The 16,418-nt window shown below is 70.4% G+C and carries 17 protein-coding genes and 1 pseudogene; 8 read left to right on the top strand and 10 right to left on the bottom strand.

Going from position 1 to position 16,418, the window contains the following annotated elements; genetic code table 11:
• Nucleotide 1: 1 nt before the first annotated feature.
• Genes C4T42_RS11725 through C4T42_RS11715 form a run of 3 tightly spaced genes read right to left on the bottom strand, consistent with a single transcriptional unit; the run spans nt 2 to nt 3,594 of the window.
• The gene (locus C4T42_RS11725; RefSeq protein WP_020094832.1) at nt 2–790 is read right to left on the bottom strand and encodes an enoyl-CoA hydratase-related protein; all 789 of its coding nucleotides are present in this window, start codon (nt 788–790) and stop codon (nt 2–4) included.
• Nucleotides 791–800: 10 nt separating this feature from the next.
• A complete protein-coding gene (locus C4T42_RS11720; protein ID WP_103985124.1) occupies nt 801–2,408 on the bottom strand; it encodes a carboxyl transferase domain-containing protein in 1,608 nt (535 codons plus the stop codon).
• A gap of 16 nt (nt 2,409–2,424) precedes the next feature.
• Nucleotides 2,425–3,594 (bottom strand): isovaleryl-CoA dehydrogenase, encoded by a 1,170-nt coding sequence (locus C4T42_RS11715; protein ID WP_020094830.1) that lies wholly within the window; start codon nt 3,592–3,594, stop codon nt 2,425–2,427.
• Between the two features lie 172 nt (nt 3,595–3,766).
• Here C4T42_RS11715 and C4T42_RS11710 point away from each other — a divergent pair, with 172 nt between their 5' ends.
• Nucleotides 3,767–4,369 (top strand): TetR/AcrR family transcriptional regulator, encoded by a 603-nt coding sequence (locus tag C4T42_RS11710; RefSeq protein WP_020094829.1) that lies wholly within the window; start codon nt 3,767–3,769, stop codon nt 4,367–4,369.
• A 30-nt stretch (nt 4,370–4,399) separates the two neighbouring features.
• Here C4T42_RS11710 and C4T42_RS11705 read toward each other — a convergent pair whose 3' ends face one another.
• Nucleotides 4,400–4,597, bottom strand: a complete 198-nt coding sequence (locus C4T42_RS11705; protein WP_020094828.1) for a hypothetical protein — start codon at nt 4,595–4,597, stop codon at nt 4,400–4,402.
• A gap of 270 nt (nt 4,598–4,867) precedes the next feature.
• Here C4T42_RS11705 and C4T42_RS11700 point away from each other — a divergent pair, with 270 nt between their 5' ends.
• Together C4T42_RS11700 and C4T42_RS11695 are read left to right on the top strand one after the other, a co-directional pair.
• A complete protein-coding gene (locus C4T42_RS11700) occupies nt 4,868–5,086 on the top strand; it encodes a hypothetical protein (RefSeq protein WP_020094827.1) in 219 nt (72 codons plus the stop codon).
• Between the two features lie 635 nt (nt 5,087–5,721).
• Nucleotides 5,722–6,090 carry a response regulator gene (locus C4T42_RS11695; protein WP_020094826.1) on the top strand — a complete coding sequence of 123 codons (369 nt, stop codon included), beginning with the start codon at nt 5,722–5,724 and terminating at the stop codon, nt 6,088–6,090.
• A 119-nt stretch (nt 6,091–6,209) separates the two neighbouring features.
• On the opposite strand, the gene C4T42_RS11690 is transcribed toward C4T42_RS11695, so the two are convergent.
• Both C4T42_RS11690 and C4T42_RS11685 read right to left on the bottom strand, forming a co-directional pair.
• A complete protein-coding gene (locus tag C4T42_RS11690) occupies nt 6,210–6,416 on the bottom strand; it encodes a hypothetical protein (RefSeq protein ID WP_020094825.1) in 207 nt (68 codons plus the stop codon).
• A 158-nt stretch (nt 6,417–6,574) separates the two neighbouring features.
• Nucleotides 6,575–7,126: a PAS domain-containing protein gene (locus tag C4T42_RS11685; RefSeq protein ID WP_234083295.1), complete on the bottom strand. Its 552-nt coding sequence runs from the start codon at nt 7,124–7,126 to the stop codon at nt 6,575–6,577.
• Nucleotides 7,127–7,596: 470 nt separating this feature from the next.
• Here C4T42_RS11685 and C4T42_RS11680 point away from each other — a divergent pair, with 470 nt between their 5' ends.
• Nucleotides 7,597–9,471 carry a hypothetical protein gene (locus C4T42_RS11680; protein WP_020094823.1) on the top strand — a complete coding sequence of 625 codons (1,875 nt, stop codon included), beginning with the start codon at nt 7,597–7,599 and terminating at the stop codon, nt 9,469–9,471.
• An 18-nt stretch (nt 9,472–9,489) separates the two neighbouring features.
• Nucleotides 9,490–10,449, top strand: coding sequence for a UDP-glucuronic acid decarboxylase family protein (locus tag C4T42_RS11675; protein WP_020094822.1), 960 nt, complete (start codon nt 9,490–9,492; stop codon nt 10,447–10,449).
• A 108-nt stretch (nt 10,450–10,557) separates the two neighbouring features.
• Here the strand turns inward: C4T42_RS11675 and C4T42_RS11670 are convergent, their stop codons facing one another.
• On the bottom strand, nt 10,558–10,914 hold the full coding sequence (locus tag C4T42_RS11670; protein ID WP_020094821.1) for a helix-turn-helix domain-containing protein: 357 nt from the start codon (nt 10,912–10,914) through the stop codon (nt 10,558–10,560).
• 106 nt (nt 10,915–11,020) lie between these two features.
• Between C4T42_RS11670 and C4T42_RS11665 the strand changes: the two genes are divergently transcribed.
• Entirely contained in the window at nt 11,021–11,767 is a 747-nt protein-coding gene (locus tag C4T42_RS11665) for a glucose 1-dehydrogenase (protein ID WP_020094820.1), read from the top strand.
• Nucleotides 11,768–11,940: 173 nt separating this feature from the next.
• Nucleotides 11,941–12,450, top strand: coding sequence for a lipocalin-like domain-containing protein (locus C4T42_RS11660; protein ID WP_042675022.1), 510 nt, complete (start codon nt 11,941–11,943; stop codon nt 12,448–12,450).
• Nucleotides 12,451–12,595: 145 nt separating this feature from the next.
• On the opposite strand, the gene C4T42_RS11655 is transcribed toward C4T42_RS11660, so the two are convergent.
• A complete protein-coding gene (locus tag C4T42_RS11655) occupies nt 12,596–13,336 on the bottom strand; it encodes an SDR family oxidoreductase (protein WP_103985123.1) in 741 nt (246 codons plus the stop codon).
• 195 nt (nt 13,337–13,531) lie between these two features.
• Here C4T42_RS11655 and C4T42_RS11650 point away from each other — a divergent pair, with 195 nt between their 5' ends.
• The gene (locus C4T42_RS11650; RefSeq protein WP_042675020.1) at nt 13,532–14,107 is read left to right on the top strand and encodes a TetR/AcrR family transcriptional regulator; all 576 of its coding nucleotides are present in this window, start codon (nt 13,532–13,534) and stop codon (nt 14,105–14,107) included.
• A gap of 49 nt (nt 14,108–14,156) precedes the next feature.
• Here the strand turns inward: C4T42_RS11650 and C4T42_RS32405 are convergent.
• Both C4T42_RS32405 and C4T42_RS32400 read right to left on the bottom strand, forming a co-directional pair.
• A pseudogene (locus C4T42_RS32405) lies at nt 14,157–14,690 on the bottom strand (transposase).
• An 8-nt stretch (nt 14,691–14,698) separates the two neighbouring features.
• Nucleotides 14,699–15,694: a transposase gene (locus tag C4T42_RS32400; RefSeq protein ID WP_244603199.1), complete on the bottom strand. Its 996-nt coding sequence runs from the start codon at nt 15,692–15,694 to the stop codon at nt 14,699–14,701.
• Between the last annotated feature and the right edge of the window lie 724 nt (nt 15,695–16,418).

The following is a 16,418-nucleotide window of genomic DNA, read 5'->3' as shown; positions in this document are numbered from 1 at the left end:
CTCAGTCCCGCCGCCACGGGGCTAAGCGCTTGTCGAGGAAGGCGGCGATGCCCGCCTGCCCCTCGTCCGAGGCCCGGCGCCGGGCGATGCGCCGGCCCGTCTCGCGCCCCAGGTCGGCGTCCACCGGCCCCCCCTCGCACAGGAAGACGAGGTCCTTGGCCTCGGCCTGCGCGCCCGGGGCACCCCGGAGGATGTCGCGCAGCACCTCCGCGCCGGCCGCCTCCAGCCGGTCGTCGGGCACCACCTCGTGCACGAGGCCGATCGCCCGGGCGCGCTCGGCGGAGAAGACCTCCGCGGTCTGGAACAGGCGCCGGGCCCAGCGCGGGCCGATCGCGTTGACCACGTAGGGGCCGATCGTCGCCGGGATCAGGCCGAGCCGCACCTCGCTCAGGCAGAACCGCGCGCTCTCGGCCGCGATGGCGATATCGCAGCAGGCGGCGAGCCCGACGCCGCCGCCGTAGGCCGCCCCGTGCACGAGGGCGAGCGTCGGCTTCGGCAGCCGGTCGAGACTGTGCATCAGCCCCGCGAGCCCGGCGGCGTCGGCGAGGTTGCTGTCGAAGGACTGGCCGGCGATCCGGCGCATCCAGGCGAGGTCGGCGCCCGCCGAGAAGCTCTGGCCCGCGCCCGCCAGGACGACCGCCCGGATCCCGGCAGCGGCGCCCAGCCGGTGCAGGGACGCGGTGAGGGCGGCGATCAGGCCGTCGTCGAAGGCGTTGTGCTGCTCCGGACGGTTGAGCGTCAGGGTGGCGACCCCGCGTTCGTCGACCGTCTCCAGCAAGGTGCCGCTCATCCCGCGCCTCCTACATCCGGAACAGGCCGAAGCGGGTCTCGGGAATCGGCGCGTTGAGGCTCGCCGAGAGACCGAGCGCCAGGACGCGGCGCGTGTCGGCCGGGTCGATCACCCCGTCGTCCCAGAGCCGGGCGCTGGAATAGTAGGGGTGGCCCTGCTCCTCGTACTGCGCCCGGATCGGCGCCTTGAACGCCGCCTCGTCCTCCGCCGACCACGTGCCGCCGCGGCCCTCGACACAGTCGCGCCGGACCGTGGCCAGGACCGAGGCGGCCTGCTCGCCACCCATCACGCCGATCCTCGCGTTCGGCCACATCCAGAGGAAGCGCGGCCCGTAGGCCCGCCCGCACATGCCGTAATTGCCGGCCCCGAAGCTGCCGCCGATCAGGACGGTGAATTTCGGCACCGCCGCGGTCGCGACGGCGGTGACCATCTTGGCCCCGTCCTTGGCGATGCCGCCGGCCTCGTAGCGCCGGCCGACCATGAAGCCGGTGATGTTCTGGAGGAACACCAGGGGCACGCCGCGCTGGGCGCAGAGCTCGACGAAGTGGGCGCCCTTCAGGGCACTCTCCGAGAACAGGATGCCGTTGTTGGCGACGATCCCCACCGGGTAGCCCCAGATATGGGCGAAGCCGCAGACCAGGGTCTGGCCGTAGAGGTGCTTGAACTCGTCGAAGTCGCTGCTGTCCACCAGCCGGGCGATGACCTCGCGCACGTCGTAGGGCGTCCGGCGGTCGGCCGGCACCGCCGCGTAGATCTCCTCGGCGGCGTAGCGCGGCGGCTCGGGCTGCCGCGGCGCGAGCGCGGGGCGCTTCACCGCGTTCAGGTTGGCCACGATGCGGCGGGCGATGCCGAGGGCGTGGGCGTCGGTCTCCGCCATGTGGTCGGTCACGCCCGAGATCCGGGCGTGCACGTCGGAACCGCCGAGCTCCTCGGCGCTGACCACCTCGCCGGTCGCGGCCTTCACCAGCGGCGGCCCGCCGAGGAAGATCGTGCCCTGGCCGCGGACGATGATCGACTCGTCGCACAGCGCCGGCACGTAGGCGCCGCCGGCGGTGCAGGAGCCCATCACCACGGCGATCTGGGCGATGCCCTGCGCCGACATCGTCGCCTGGTTGTAGAAGATGCGGCCGAAATGGTCCCGGCCCGGGAAGACCTCGTCCTGGCTGGGCAGATGCGCGCCGCCGCTGTCGACGAGGTAGAGGCAGGGCAGCCGGTTCTGCTGCGCGATCTCCTGCGCCCGGAGGTGCTTCTGCACCGTCATCGGGAAGTAGGTGCCGCCCTTCACGGTCGCGTCGTTGGCGACGATCACGCACTCGCGCCCCGCGACGCGGCCGATGCCGGTGACGATCCCGGCCGAGGGGACCTCGCCGCCGTAGAGGCCGTGCCCGGCGAGCTGGCCGATTTCCAGGAAGGGCGAGAACGGGTCGATCAGCGCCCGGATCCGGTCCCGGGGCAGGAGCTTGCCGCGGGCGCGATGGCGCTCCCGCGCGGCCTCCCCGCCGCCGAGCCGGACGCGGTCGGCGGTCGCGCGCAGGTCCGCCACCAGGGCGCGCATGGCCTCGGCATTGGCGCGGGCCTCGGGCGCGCGCGGATCCAGAGCGGATTCGATCACCGGCATGGGGCCCGCTCCCCGCTCAGGCCGTCTCGGCGAACAATTCGCGGCCGATCAGCATCCGCCGGATCTCGCTCGTGCCGGCGCCGATCTCGTAGAGCTTGGCGTCGCGCAGCAGGCGGCCGGTCGGATAGTCGTTGATGTAGCCGTTGCCGCCGAGCGCCTGGATCGCGTCGAGGGCTACCGCGGTCGCGCGCTCGGCCGCGAACAGGATCGCGCCCGCGGCGTCCCGGCGCGTCGCCCGCCCGCGGTCGCAGGCCCGCGCCACCGCGTAGACGTAGGCCCGGGCGGCGTTCGTCGCCGTGTACATGTCGGCGATCTTGCCCTGCATGAGCTGGAACTCGCCGATCGGCCGACCGAACTGCCGGCGCTCGTGGAGGTAGGGCAGGACGACGTCGAGGCAGGCGCGCATGATGCCGAGCGGCCCGGCGGCCAGCACGGCGCGCTCGTAGTCGAGGCCCGACATCAGCACGCCGACGCCGCGCCCGACCGCGCCCAGGACGTTCTCCTCCGGTATCTCGCAGTCCTGGAACAGCAGCTCGCAGGTGTTCGAGCCGCGCATGCCGAGCTTGTCGAGCTTCTGCGCGGTGGAGAAGCCGGGAAAATCCTTCTCGACCAGGAACGCCGTGATCCCCCGCGGACCGGCCTCGGGATCCGTCTTGGCGTAGACCACCAGGACGTTGGCGTCGGGACCGTTGGTGATCCACATCTTGGTGCCGTTCAGGACGTAGCGGTCGCCGCGCCTGTCGGCCCGCAGCCGCATGGAGACGACGTCGCTGCCGGAGCCCGGCTCGGACATCGCGAGCGCGCCGACATGCTCGCCCGCGATCAGCTTCGGCAGGTAGCGCCGCTTCTGCGCCTCGGTGCCGTTGCGGCGGATCTGGTTCACGCAGAGGTTGGAATGCGCGCCGTAGGACAGCCCGACCGAGGCCGAGGCCCGGCTGATCTCCTCCATGGCCACGGCGTGCTCGAGGTAGCCCATGCCGGCGCCGCCATAGGTCTCCTCGACGGTGACGCCCAGAACGCCGAGGGCGCCGAGCTTGCGCCAGAGGTCCGCGGGAAACGCGTTGCTGGCATCGATCGCCGCCGCGCGGGGGGCGATCTCGGCGCGCGCGAAGCGCTCCACCTCGGCGCGCAGGGCGTCGGCCGTCTCGCCCAGGCCGAAGTCGAAATCCTGCAGGCCGATGGGCATCGCGCGTCTCCTCGCCTGAGAATCGGGCACTCGCCTCTTTGAAACGAACGTACGTTCGTTAAGCGAGGCTGGCAAGGCGATTTACGAACGGTTGTTCGTTAGCCTATAGCGAGGATCGGCGTGAGCATTCCCCGGTGTCTGTTGCGCTCTGAACTTTCTTCGGAGTGTCTTCGTGGGTCGCACCGCCGGATCGAACGGGCCGCGCACGGCCGCCGCCATCCGCCGGGCCGGGCTTCGGCTCATCTATCGCCACGGCTACGAGGCGATGACCCTGCGCGCCCTGGCCGCCGAGGTCGGGATCCAGGCGGCCTCGCTCTACAACCACATCCGCAGCAAGCAGGATCTGCTGTTCGACATCGTCCGCGACCACATGGAGACGCTGCTGGCGCGGACCGACGCGGCGCTGGCGACGGCGACCGGCACCCCGACGGACCGTCTCCGCGCCTTCGTGGCGCACCATGTCACGTACCATCTCGAGAAGAAGCAGGAAGTCTTCATCGCGAATTTCGAGCTGCGCTCGCTCGACCCGCCGCATTACGCGGCGATCGTCGCCCTGCGCCGGGCCTACGAAGACCGATTGGTCGCGCTGCTCGAGCGGGGATCGGAGGCGGGGGAGCTGGACGTCCGGGATGCGCGGGTCGCCGGCTACGCAATCCTCGGGATGCTCACCAGCGCCTGCACGTGGTACCGGCCCGACGGCCGGATGACCAAGGCGGAGATCGTCGCCCTGCACACCGACATGGCGCTGCGGGGTTGCGTCAGGCGTCAGCCATAGACCCCGTCGCGCCGGGGAACGGCGGTCGCCTCAGATCAGGCCGCCCGGCGGTGCGGCGGTGAGAGTCCTGCCGGCCCGCGTGACGAGCTTGGCGAAGGCCAGCGCCGCCGCCGAGGCCTGGGCTTCCGAGGGGAAGGTGCGGTCCGATGTCAGGACCGGCATCTGCGTCGTATCGAGGAGGACCCAGGTCCACAGACGGGTGTCGGTCGCGCGGATCTCGAAATGCATGGCGAACTCGTCGGGCAATGGCACATGCCCGCACAATGCGCCGCGAAAAGGCCTGACGCGTTAAGAGCTTGACTGGCGCAACAACCTGCGTCGGCGCGCACCGGCCTTGCCCCCGACATCCTCGCAGATCACAGGCGGGAACCTGCGCCGCCCAGGGCGGATCTCGCCACGGTCGGCCCCGACTTGGCATGCCAGCTTGGCTTTATCCGGCCATTCGATGCTACCCTCGCGCGGTCGGCATGCCGTGCCGACGGCGTGAGCAGGAGCGACATGGTAGAGCGGTACCATTTCCGCCTGAGGGGGCCGGACGAGGTCATCGAGGACGAGGAGGGCGTGCTGGCAAACTCGATCGAGATCGCCGTGGCCGAGGCGACGCAGCTGATCGCCGAGATGCACGCACGGGGCGAGTTGCCCGATCCCGACGAGCGCTGGTGCGTGGAGATCCACACCACCGACGGTGTCGTGCTTCGTTCCCTTCAGCTGTACTGAGCGCTGGGCGCGGGGCGCGGGAGCTTGCGCAGGATCAGGCGGATGTGTTCGCGGAGGGTGATCGCCTCAGGCGGCGGACCGGCACCCGGAGGCTCGACCGCTATCTCCGGACCACCCAGCACCGAGGCGTACATCGAGCTCTCCACGCTTTTCGCGAGCAGTAACCATCAGCCGTAGCAAACCGTTGCAAGCATCATAAGTCAGGTTTCGCCCTACAGGACGCGGCCGCTTCTACGTCGACAGGGGCACCCGGCTCGATGGGCGACTTTCGGATATGAAGTCTCTCGCAGACGAGGCACATATTTCGGCGGCCGCGAGGCCGGCTGAGTCAGGTATTCGCCTGGACAGGTCGGCGCGGCACTGGAGGCGCGTGCCGCATCGGTCGAGGACGAGGCTGCGGCGGCACACGCTAATCTCGGCGACGGCGCCGGAAGCCCGGCAAGCGCGGCGATGACTTGCCGGATCGGTGACCGAAGCGTCCGGCTGGGGTCGCGCAGGGTTGGCCTCGTGCGCCGCGTACGCGGTCGGGAGGTCGACAGCGCCGCCGGCGAGCCGGATTTGTCGAAAGGGTCGCAGGCGTCGGAAAATCCCCGGCCACGCTGAAACAGGCGACCCGGCGATGCAGTTGCCGCTGCATGTCAGGACCTCGCCCCATCGCCGTCCTCGCCGAGGACGAAGAGTTCAGCCGCCTCGTCGCGGCCGACATGCTGACGGCGTTGGGGTTCGAGGTGCTGGAGGCGGAACACGCCCAGGGCGCGCTCCAGCATCTGGAGGCATGTGACGGGGCCGTCCTGCTCTACACCGACATCAACATGCCCGGCACGATGGACGGCCGCGCGCTCGCGCACGCCGTCCGGGCACGCTGGCCGGAGACCCGGATCATCGTCTGCTCGGGCTGCGATCCGCGCGAGGCGACCGCGCTGCCCGAGGAGGCCCATTTCATCGCCAAGCCCTGTGGGGAGAAACTGGTGCGCAAGGCGCTCAAGGCCCTGCACCTGCACTAGGGCCGCTCCCGACCGGGTCGGGCGAGGGGGCATGTCGCGGCTGTCTCGACCGGCGACACCTGTCCTCCAGCCGTCGCAGCACGGTCGAGAACGGCCCGCGCTGCGCTGTCTGGGCGGCCTCAGCTCGCGAGGAAGGCGGCCAGCCCGGCCAATCCCGAGAGGGAAGCGCGGCTTTCCTCCAGGCACCGCGCGTTCAGGTCCGCGGCCAAACCGTCGAGCTTGGCCTGGAGCAGGCCGATGCTGGCCGGGGACAGGTTGCCGGGGAGCAGGACGATCACGTCGCCTTCGTCGAGGTGTATCGTCTCGCGGATCGCAGCATCAGCCATCGGAGCCTCCACCGGGAATACTGATCTCTCGGCCTGTCGGTAAGCTCTCACGGGCCGAGGCCGCCGACCGTGCTCCGGCGCACGCCCTCGAACACTGACTCGCATCCGTGGCGATCCGGGGAGATCCGCGCCGGCGTCCCGCGGACAGGACCGTCCGGCTACGCCCGAGCGCGCCGCGCCAGCGCTCGCCCGACCTCGAAGAGCGCCAGATCCGACACCTGTTGCAGCCGCTGGTGGCCCATCGCGACGATCGCCGCGCGCGCCTGCAGGAGGTGATCGACCGCGATGATCATTGGGTCGTCCGCCGGCAGATCGCCCGCCGCGCTCGGAAGGAAGGGGCCGCGGTGGCTGTCCGTGGTGTCGATGATGATGCCGCGACCGCGCATCCGTCCCGCCGGATCGGGCGTGAGGCTGCCACGGTCGAGAACCCATCGAACCTCGCCGCCGTCCGTGAGGACGCGGTACTCGGCCGAGACGGGGCCGCCGGTCCGGCGCACCCGGGCGATGCGCGCGAAGACCCAGTCGCGATCGTCCGGATGGGTGCATCGAAGGGCGATCTCGATGGGCAGCGGGCGCCCGGCCAGGGTCGCATCCCCGGCGAGCAGCGCCGCCGTCCCCTCGTCGAGGAGGGATTGTCCCGCCGACACGTCCGCTGTCCAGGCGCCGACATAGCCGGCCGCGCGCAATGCAAGATCAGCCGTAGTCTGCAACAGCCTGGCCTCCTCCGGCGCAAATCGGTTCGCACAAACCCGATCTCTGGTAGCGATATACCAAAATCGATAATCGGTACCAGTATCATACCGCCCGTACCGGAAATTTGGCAACTTCTAGTATCTGCGTGACCCGCAGATATACAACTCTCTGCAGCAGATCGTGTCGGCCAGGATCGGCGCGACGCGCGGCAAGAACTCCTCGGCGCCGCCGCAACAATGTGTCAGTGCTCCCGGCGACCCGACAGCGCCGTCATCGATCGAAGCGCGCCGCGGCACCCCGCTCTGCTATGTCGGCGGGACAGGTGATCGCGGGCCGCCTTCACCCCGTCGACGGGACGCGGGTCCACTGCGGGCGCGTCGGGCGCATCCGATCGGATCGGCCTGTTCCGGGGGCGCGCCCAAGGGCCTCCTTGTGGCAACGCCCGAACTTCGACAAACCCGGACGGAGCTATCGAGGACGGGCGCCCATGATCATCCGCCACACCCGCAGGCTGCAGCGATCGGGCGAGGCGGTCGCGAGCCGCGATGGTCGGCTCGTCGCGCCTGCCCCGACGGAGCCCGACTGGGATGTCCTGGGTCTGATCGATCTCGGCGGGCGCGTCACAGTGGTCGCGCTCCTGGGTCCGAACGACGCGCGCGCGTTCCGATTCCTGAACCCGGACGGCACACCGCTGGCGTCCTGCGCTGCGGACTTCCTCGCCGCGCCGTGGGACGGCGCCGGCCCGCTCGACTGGCAGGCCGAGGCGCTCCACACCGACGACGGCGACGCGTCGAACACGCGGGCCATGATCGAGGATCTCCACCTCCTGATCGAAGCCCTCGCACGCGCGGCTGCCGCGAGCCCGGAGCACGCTGTCCGGGTCGTCACGGGCGGCGGTTCCGATCCGCGGGCGCAGGCGATGCACGCGGCGCTGGCACGCCTCAACGCCGCACCGGCGGGGGCTCCGCCCCACCTGCCCGAACTGGTGACGAAGGCGATCGTCGCGCGCGGCGGCCAGGAGACGGCCCATCCGGACGGCGGCGATCTGCGCTTCTCGATCTACCTGCCCATGCCGGGCTTCCGCTTTGTCGGCTACGCGGCGGACCGGAACGAGACGCTGTGCACGCTGATCGGCAAGAACTCGCGCCTCGCGTCGGCCCTGCTGGACGTTCGCGCGAACACGGCCTACGCCCGGCCGAACCTGGGAAGCGTCGGGTTCGACGCCGCGACCCTGGTGCAGGTGCGGTTGTGGCGGCAGTACCTCCTGCCGGCGCTGATCGACGGCGCGGCGCGGTCGACGCGCGTCGGGGTGGTCTTCGAGCACGCGCACATCAGTCACGCCATCTGGAACGAGCTGGCCGCGGTCGACGACGTGCTGTCGCTCGGTCGCGCGCCGGCGGTGTTCCTGTTCGCGAGCTGCAACGAGCCGATCTCTCCGGTCGACGCCGTCTTCCCGGAGCTCGCCGGGCAGGTGTATCGCGGGATCGAAGGCCCGCTGCCCCTGCTGCAGGCTGCCGTCGCCGGCGCGGCCACCTTCCTGCCCTTCCGGTCCTACCGCGTGAGCCAGCGATTGGCCGATCGTCTCGCGGCCCTGGCGCGGAGCGCGGAACCCGCTCTCGATGCCCGCCTGACGGACGCGGCGCGCCGGGCCACGATCGTCCTGATCGGGCTGCGTCTGGAGAACCGCCAGTGGGTCCGGCAGCTCGACGGCTACGTGGCGCTGATCCGACGCCTCGGCCGGAGGCGCGGCGAGAGGTTCCTCGTCATCGTCGACGGGCACAACACGCTCGCGGGCGCGGAGGGCGGCTACGTCGAGAGCTACTGCGAGAGCCTCGTGCCCGCGGAAGGGAGCGTGCCATCCATCGTCCGGAAGGAGCTCGAGCTGATCGGGGCGCTGCGCGCACGGGTCGCCGACGTCTCCAACGTGGAGTTGATGCCGCTCGTGCCCTGCTCGATGGGGGCGAGCCTCGTGGCCGCGCTCCACACCGACCTGTTCGTGACGCATTTCGGGGCCGGGCTCGCCAAGTATAAGTGGGTCGCCAACGCGCCCGGATGCGTCATATCGAGCCGATCCGTGCTCAGCGGGAAGGACGATCTGCGCATCTACGACACCGAGATCTTTCGCGAGAACGTGTCGGCCTGTCACTACTTTCCCGCCGAGCGGGTGACGGACCTCGACACCTCGACCAACGCCCTACATGTCCCCGGCAGCCGGGAGCGCGAGGATTTCGATCTCGACCTCGAAGAGTTCGCCAGCTTCGTCGAGCAGAACCTGCCGAAGCGGCGCGCCGCGCGACCGCACTGGCTGAGACGGCTCACCCTCTTCAGGACCCGCGCCGCCACCGACGCGGCCAGGCTCTGAGCGCCGGGAGCATCACGGATGAGCGATCGGATCCTGATCACCGGCGGCGGCGGCTTCATCGGCTCGCACCTCAGCGAGCGCCTGCTGGAGCAGGGCCACGAGGTGCTCTGCGTCGACAATTTCTTCACGGGCCGGAAGAGCAATATCGCCCACCTGTTCGACAATCCGCGCTTCGAGCTCATACGGCACGACGTCACGCACCCGCTCTTCGTCGAGGTGGATCGGATCTACAATCTCGCCTGCCCGGCATCCCCGATCCACTACCAGTTCGACCCGGTCCAGACGACCAAGACCAGCGTCATGGGGGCGATCAACATGCTGGGGCTGGCGAAGCGGCTCCGCGTGCCGATCCTCCAGGCCTCGACCTCGGAGGTTTACGGGGATCCGCTCGTGCACCCGCAGCCCGAGGGCTACTGGGGGAACGTCAATCCCCTCGGCCCGCGCTCCTGCTACGACGAGGGCAAGCGCTGCGCCGAGACCCTGTTCTTCGACTATCACCGACAGCACCGCGTCCCGATCAAGGTGGTGCGAATCTTCAACACCTACGGCCCGCGCATGCATCCCAGCGACGGCCGGGTCGTCTCCAACTTCGTCGTCCAGGCCCTGCGCGGCGCGCCGATCACGATCTTCGGCGAAGGGCATCAAACCCGCTCGTTCTGCTACGTCGACGACTTGGTCCTGGGGCTGCAGGCGATGATGGCCACCGACGCGGAGATCACCGGCCCCGTCAATCTGGGAAACTCGGACGAGTTCACCATCCGGCAGCTCGCCGAACTCGTCGTCGACTTGTCGGGCTCGCGCTCGAAGCTCGTGCACGCCCCGCTGCCGGTGGACGACCCGCGCCAGAGGCGGCCCGACATCGCCCTGGCCGCGCAACTCCTCGACTGGCGCCCGACCGTGCCGTTGCGGGACGGGCTCATGAGAACCATCGCGTATTTCGAGACGCTGCTGGCCTCGGAGCCGATCGGGCCGCGCTGATCCGGCGCGCGTGTCTCGGCGGGATCGGTCCTGACCGACCGTCGGCCGCTCCGGGCGAGCGGCCGTGCGCGCTCGGGGCGCCCGCGGCGGCCGACCCGGGCCGGGCCCCTATCGCGGTCCGGCAGCCTCTGCGGCGGGGCCGGCCTCCGCCGCGTAGGCGTTGATGATGCCCATCAGCAGGCCGGGAAAGCGCGCCTCCACCTCGGCCCAGCGGGAATGGTTGCGCACCTCGACGCCGTGACGCTCGCTGCGGATCAACCCGGCCTCGCGCAGGACCTTGAAGTGGTTGGACAACGAGGATTTCGGGATGACGCGGTCCCCGAGCGCCGACACGGCCGAGCAGGCCTCGACGCATCCCGCCCGCATGATCCTGGCGAAGATGGCCGCGCGGCTCGGGTCGGCGAGGGCGTGCAGGATGGCCTCGGGTCGCACGTCCTCGATGGCGGGGTGAAACAGCGGTCTCATCTTTCGTCCATATGGGGTCTTGAACGACGCTCCGTTAGTTCCGAAGTTCCGAACTATGGGACTCAGGACGCCATCCCGCGGCCGACCCATATCGGAGATAGGACACATGTCGAAGCTTGCGGGCAAGGTCGCCGTCGTGACCGGGGCATCGAAGGGCATCGGTGCGGGGATCGCCAAGGCGCTGGCGCGGGACGGCGCCGCCGTGGTGGTGAACTACGCGTCCAGCAGGGCAGGGGCCGACGCCGTCGTGGCCGCGATCACGTCCGCCGGCGGCAGGGCCGTCGCGGCCCAGGGCGACGTGTCCAGAGCGTCCGAGGCGCAGGATGTGATCGAGGCCGCGATCCGCGCGTTCGGGCGGCTCGACGTGCTGGTCAACAATTCCGGCGTCTATGAGTTCGCGGCGATCGAGGAGGTCACCGAGGAACACTACCGCCGCCAGTTCGACGTCAACGTGCTCGGCGTCCTGCTGGCGACGCGGGCGGCCGCGAAGCATCTCGGCGAGGGCGGGAGCATCGTGAACGTCTCCTCGGCGATCACGCACGTCCACACGCCGGCGGCGGCGGTCTACGCGGGGACCAAGGGGGCGGTGAACGCCATATCGGGGGTGCTCGCCAACGAGCTGGCCCCGCGCAAGATCCGCGTGAACGTCGTCAGCCCGGGCTACGTGGTGACCGAGGGCACGCACGCGGCCGGGATCTCCGGCTCGGAGATGGAGGCCGGGATGGTCGCGCAGACGCCCCTCGGCCGGGCCGGCGAGCCGGACGACATCGCCACCGTCGTGGCCTTCCTCGCCTCCGACGACGCGCGCTGGCTCACCGGCGAGAACATCACGGCCAGCGGCGGCATCCGCTGATCCACGATGCTGCCCCTGCGCGCGTGTCGGTGCCCGACCGCGTGCCGGGGCAGCGTCGCGGAGACAACGACGCGACGACGACGGCGCCTTCGTCCACGGGGGCGGCTAGGGTGGAGCGCCGCGCCGTCCATGTCGGTCGCGGTGCCTGCCGCAGGCAGAAGGGGAGGGGAGGGATGATCCGATCGAGATGGGGACTGGCCGTGCTCGCGGCGGCGCTCGTGACAGCGCTCGCGGCGGCATCGACCGCCAGAGCCGAGCCCGCCAACCAAGTGCTGGGGACGTGGCGCATGGTGTCCGCGCGGCTCGATCCGGAGGGGCGCAACGCGCCGGCCTACGGCGCGCGCCCGAGCGGGCTGCTGGTGTTCACGCGCGACATGCACTTCGTCGAGGTGCTCACGGACGCCGACATTCCCCGGTTCGCCTCGAGCGCGCGTGGTCAGGGGACCGCGGAGGAGAACCGGGCGGCCATGGCCGGCAGCATCGGGTTCTTCGGCACCTACACGGTGGACGCCGACGGCGCGTTCAGCGGCAACCGCGTCGAGGGCTCGACCTTCCCGAACTGGGTCGGCGACGTGCGCACGACCGAGCAGCTTCGCCTGACCGTCGAGGGGGACCGGCTGAGCGAGAGCTTCCGGCGCCCGGACGGTACGCGGATCGCCATCACGTGGGAGCGCGTCCGCTGAGCCGAAGCCGTGCGCGCGACCCGGGGCTTCGGCCCGGGAGGGCCGCGCAGTAGGGCCGCGCAGGAGGGCCGCCCCGACCGGGGGCGGGGCGGCCATCGGCGGATCGACGCGACGGAGCCCGCGTCCGGCGATCCGCCGCGGAGGTTCACGCGTTGGCGCCGCCGTCGACCGTGAGGGTGGTGCCGGTGATCTGGCGCGCGGCCGGGCTCGCCAGGAAGGCCACCGCGGCCGCGATATCGTCCGGCGTTCCGTAATGGCCGAGGGCGGTCATCGCCCGCTGCATGTCCGCCTGCGCCCCGTCGGACGGGTTCATGTCGGTGTCGGTCGATCCCGGCTGCACGAGGTTCACCGTGACGGCGCGCGGCCCGAGTTCGCGCGCCAGACCCCGCGTGAACGAGAGCAGGGCGGATTTCGACATGGAGTAGACCGTCACCCCGGGGAACGGGACCCGCTCCCCGAGGCAGGAGCCGATGGAGATGATCCGGCCGCCCTCCTTCAGGTGCGGGATGGCCGCCTGCGACGCCAGCACGACGGAGCGGACGTTGACGTCCAGGATGGCGTCGATGTCGGCGAGGCTCATCTCCGCGACGGGGCCGCCGCGGGCGATGCCGGCGTTGTTGACGACGATGTCGAGCCCGCCGAGGCTCTCGGCCGCCTCGTCGACCGAGCGCTTCACCGCCGCGGCGTCGGCGCTGTCGGCCTGGATGGCGCGCCCGCGGCGGCCCTTCGCCTCGATGGCGCGGACGATCTCGGCCGCCCGCTCGGCGGACCGCTCGTACGTGATGGCGACGTCCGCGCCCCGGTCCGCGAGCGCCAGGGCGATGGCCGCACCGATGCCGCGTGATGCGCCCGTCACCAGGGCGCGCTTGCCTGCCAGCTCACTCACGTCCGCCTCTTTCTGTAATGAACAACACAGAAATGGCTAGATGCGTTGCCGGCCCGGGTCAAGCGGTTTATATAACGATCGATGCAAAAATCCGCTTCGATCCAGGCAGGGGACCGGGCAGGGGACCGGGCCGCGCCCGCCCGCGGTCGCGGCCGGCCCCGCGCCTTCGACCGGGAGGCGGCGCTCGATCAGGCGATGCAGCTGTTCTGGCGCCGCGGCTTCGCCGCGACATCCATCTCGGATCTCACCGCGGCCATGGGGATCGGGTCGCCGAGCCTCTACGCGGCGTTCGGCTCGAAGGAGGCGCTCTACGCCGAGGCGCTGCGCCACTACGGCGACCGGTACGGCGGGATGGTCTGGGCCAACTTCGACGCTGCCGCATCGGCGCGCGGGGCCGTCGAAGCGCTCCTGATGGATTCGGCCGCCGCGCTCACCGGCGCCTGCGGCCGCATCGAGCCGCTCGGCTGCATGGTGACGCTCTCGGCTGCCGGCAGCGAGGGACAGGCGGAGCTCGGCGCGTTGCTGCGCGCGGCCCGCGCCGAGGGACGCCGACGGGTCGCGGAGCGGCTCGCGCGCGCGGTCGCGGCGGGCGAGATCGGCGCCGACGTCGACGTCGCCGCACTGACCCGCTTCGTGCTCACGGTGCAGAACGGCATGTCGCTCCAGGCCCGCGACGGCGCGACCCGAGAGGAGCTCGAGGCCGTCGCCCGGCTGACGATGGCGGGGTGGGACGCGCGCGTCGGGGGTGAGGGCGATCGACCCCTCCGGTGACGTGTGTGGATGCTGGGCTTGCCTCGAGAAAGATACTGCTGGCGAATTCCTACGCGGCCGTTGGCCGAGCCATGAGGCGTGCGAATGCAGAGCGTCGGGTTCGGCCAGCGGGCGTGTCGCCAATCCAGGCGGCAAGGCGGCCGAGATTGATCGCCTTCGCCGTCAGCTGGTGCTGCAAATGCGTCCTGGCCAGACCGAGATAGCGACTGCGACGCAGGCCCATCGTCCGTACGCCACGTGAGAGCGTGCCTTCGATGCCAGCGCGCCGTCGCCGGTCAACTGCGAAGGCCGACGAGGTCTCTCGCGCCCGCGCCGCGACGAGCGCATCGTGTTACTCACGTGAGCGCGGGGTCAGCAGACGGCGCTGCGAGCGGGTGCAGCGAGGCTTCAAGCTGCAGGCTTGGCAGTGCTGTGCCGCGAAGCGAATCCGTATGACCGTGCGACCGAGGTTGTAATTTGGATGCCAGCTCCGGCTGTCATGTCCCGCCGGACAGGTCGCGATCTGTCGATCCCAGTCGAGATGGAAGTCTTCGATGGTGAAGGCGCCCTCGGTGCGCGCCTGCCACTGGTTGTCCTTCGGCACCGGTCCGGTCAGGGCGACGTCGTGATCTCGCGCGGCGGCCACGAGGCCGTCGGCGTCGATATAGGCAGCATCGACGAGATGGCGCGCCGGAAGCAGATCCTGCGTCGCCAGCGCCGCGTGCAGCGGGTCGAGCACCGCCCGGTCCACGCCGGGGCCGGTGTCGTCGCGACGTGGACGATCAGCGGTGGCTGGGCGTCGTCGCAGGTCTCGGTCAGATGGACGGTGTCACCGATCCATGTGGTCGCGCGCTTCTTGGCGTCGTGCACGTCCGGATCGTAGGGCGAGGCGACCATCGCCAGGGCGGGCGGAATGCCCTCGGCCTCCGTCCGCCAGCGGATCCGCCCGTCTCCCTCCGATCCTTCAGCGGGTGGTTCGGTGACGTGGAAATTCTGCAGCCAGACGCGGCGAAGGACCACCATGGCGGGGACGTTGCGCAGCCAGCCCGGTGCAGCCTTGGTGTCGACGGCTGCAAGCAGCCGGTGCCCGTCGTCACCGATCGTCCCCGCGCAGGCGCGGCGCGCCGTCTCGCCCTGCGGGATATGGAAGTCGCCGATGGAACGGCCGTAGCGCTCTATCCAACTCGGATCCGTATAGGCGCGCAGCCAGTCCGGTGCGACGACAGCCAGGGCGTTCAGCGCGGCCCGCAAGGTCTCGATGGCGCAGCCGAGGCGGTTGAGGCTGCGGAAAGCACCGAGGACGTGGGTCGCGTCTGTGCGCTGGCGGCCACGCTTGGCCAAGAGGCCGCGCTCGCGGCAGAGGGTGAGCAGGGTGTCGAACAACAGGGCCTCGGCTTCGCCGGCCACGAGGCGGGAGCGGAATTCACTCAGGACCGAGGCGTCGAAACCGGGATCGGTCAGGTCGAGGCCGAGCAGGTAAATCCAGTCGATGCGAGCCCGTACAGCATCGGCCGCACGGCGGTCGGACGGGTTCTCGGAGAACTGCAGCAGCGTGATCAGCGCCAGCCGCCAGGGGCAGGCCGCGGGCTGTCCGACGCGTGCGAACAAGCCAGCGAACTGGATAGCCGGTCAGCCGCTCGAACAGGATGCGCTGTGCCTCGACACCACGGGCAGGCTCGCTCACCACCATCAGAACCCCGCAGTAGTCCACCCGCAGGGTGCCGTGCTCCGGATGCACCGCGAACAGCTCAGGTGCCGTCTAGCCGAGCCGGTGGGCCTCGGCACCGAACTTCTCGCAGAAGGCTATGGCGTTCGTTCGGAGCGCCACCCATCGAGCCGGTAGGAGATACCGGCACGGCGAGGCATGCTCGGACAGATCCTTAAGCGCGCTGCGCCACAGGGCGGCGGCGTCGGGGAGCATGGTGGGTGCCAAACTGGAAGCCATCCCACGGGCTACGGCAAGCTTGACTGCCGGGCTATGCGGCCAGAAGCGGGGTTGCCCAACGTGGATTGGGACGGCTCAGGCGCGCTCCTTGCCCTCTGATCGCTCCGCTTCCTGGCGCGCTACGCTGAGGACCCGGCGACGCCCCTGTGTGTCCGGTATCGAGGACCAAAGGCGCACAAGAGTCAGCAGAGCTCCTGCCTCGCCCTCTGCTGGCGCCCGGAGAAACGCCTCAACTGGGACGTTAAGCTCTCGGGCGAGCTGTTTCAGCGTCGCGATGGTGCGAGCGGAGCGACTGGGAATGGCCATGCTTGATAACGCATGGCCCACCGCAGCATTCCAAGCTGCACACAAAATTTAGAAGAGGCATCAGTGTCGGCCTATATCTGG

This window comes from Methylobacterium sp. 190mf, from assembly GCF_900107945.1.
In the GTDB taxonomy this organism is placed as follows: Bacteria; Pseudomonadota; Alphaproteobacteria; order Rhizobiales; family Beijerinckiaceae; genus Methylobacterium.
This window is presented reverse-complemented; position numbering and strand designations above follow the sequence as displayed.

Excerpts from the sequence above, each read along its gene's own strand:
- C4T42_RS11675 (WP_020094822.1), top strand. The coding sequence starts at position 9,490 with ATGAGCGATCGGATCCTGATCACCGGCGGCGGCGGCTTCATCGGCTCG.
- C4T42_RS11650 (WP_042675020.1), top strand. The coding sequence starts at position 13,532 with ATGCAGCTGTTCTGGCGCCGCGGCTTCGCCGCGACATCCATCTCGGAT.
- C4T42_RS11665 (WP_020094820.1), top strand. The coding sequence starts at position 11,021 with ATGTCGAAGCTTGCGGGCAAGGTCGCCGTCGTGACCGGGGCATCGAAG.
- C4T42_RS11680 (WP_020094823.1), top strand. The coding sequence starts at position 7,597 with ATGATCATCCGCCACACCCGCAGGCTGCAGCGATCGGGCGAGGCGGTC.
- C4T42_RS11705 (WP_020094828.1), bottom strand. The coding sequence starts at position 4,597 with ATGCATTTCGAGATCCGCGCGACCGACACCCGTCTGTGGACCTGGGTC.
- C4T42_RS11720 (WP_103985124.1), bottom strand. The coding sequence starts at position 2,408 with ATGCCGGTGATCGAATCCGCTCTGGATCCGCGCGCGCCCGAGGCCCGC.
- C4T42_RS11670 (WP_020094821.1), bottom strand. The coding sequence starts at position 10,914 with ATGAGACCGCTGTTTCACCCCGCCATCGAGGACGTGCGACCCGAGGCC.
- C4T42_RS11700 (WP_020094827.1), top strand. The coding sequence starts at position 4,868 with ATGGTAGAGCGGTACCATTTCCGCCTGAGGGGGCCGGACGAGGTCATC.
- C4T42_RS11690 (WP_020094825.1), bottom strand. The coding sequence starts at position 6,416 with ATGGCTGATGCTGCGATCCGCGAGACGATACACCTCGACGAAGGCGAC.
- C4T42_RS11660 (WP_042675022.1), top strand. The coding sequence starts at position 11,941 with ATGATCCGATCGAGATGGGGACTGGCCGTGCTCGCGGCGGCGCTCGTG.
- C4T42_RS11725 (WP_020094832.1), bottom strand. The coding sequence starts at position 790 with ATGAGCGGCACCTTGCTGGAGACGGTCGACGAACGCGGGGTCGCCACC.
- C4T42_RS11715 (WP_020094830.1), bottom strand. The coding sequence starts at position 3,594 with ATGCCCATCGGCCTGCAGGATTTCGACTTCGGCCTGGGCGAGACGGCC.
- C4T42_RS11695 (WP_020094826.1), top strand. The coding sequence starts at position 5,722 with ATGTCAGGACCTCGCCCCATCGCCGTCCTCGCCGAGGACGAAGAGTTC.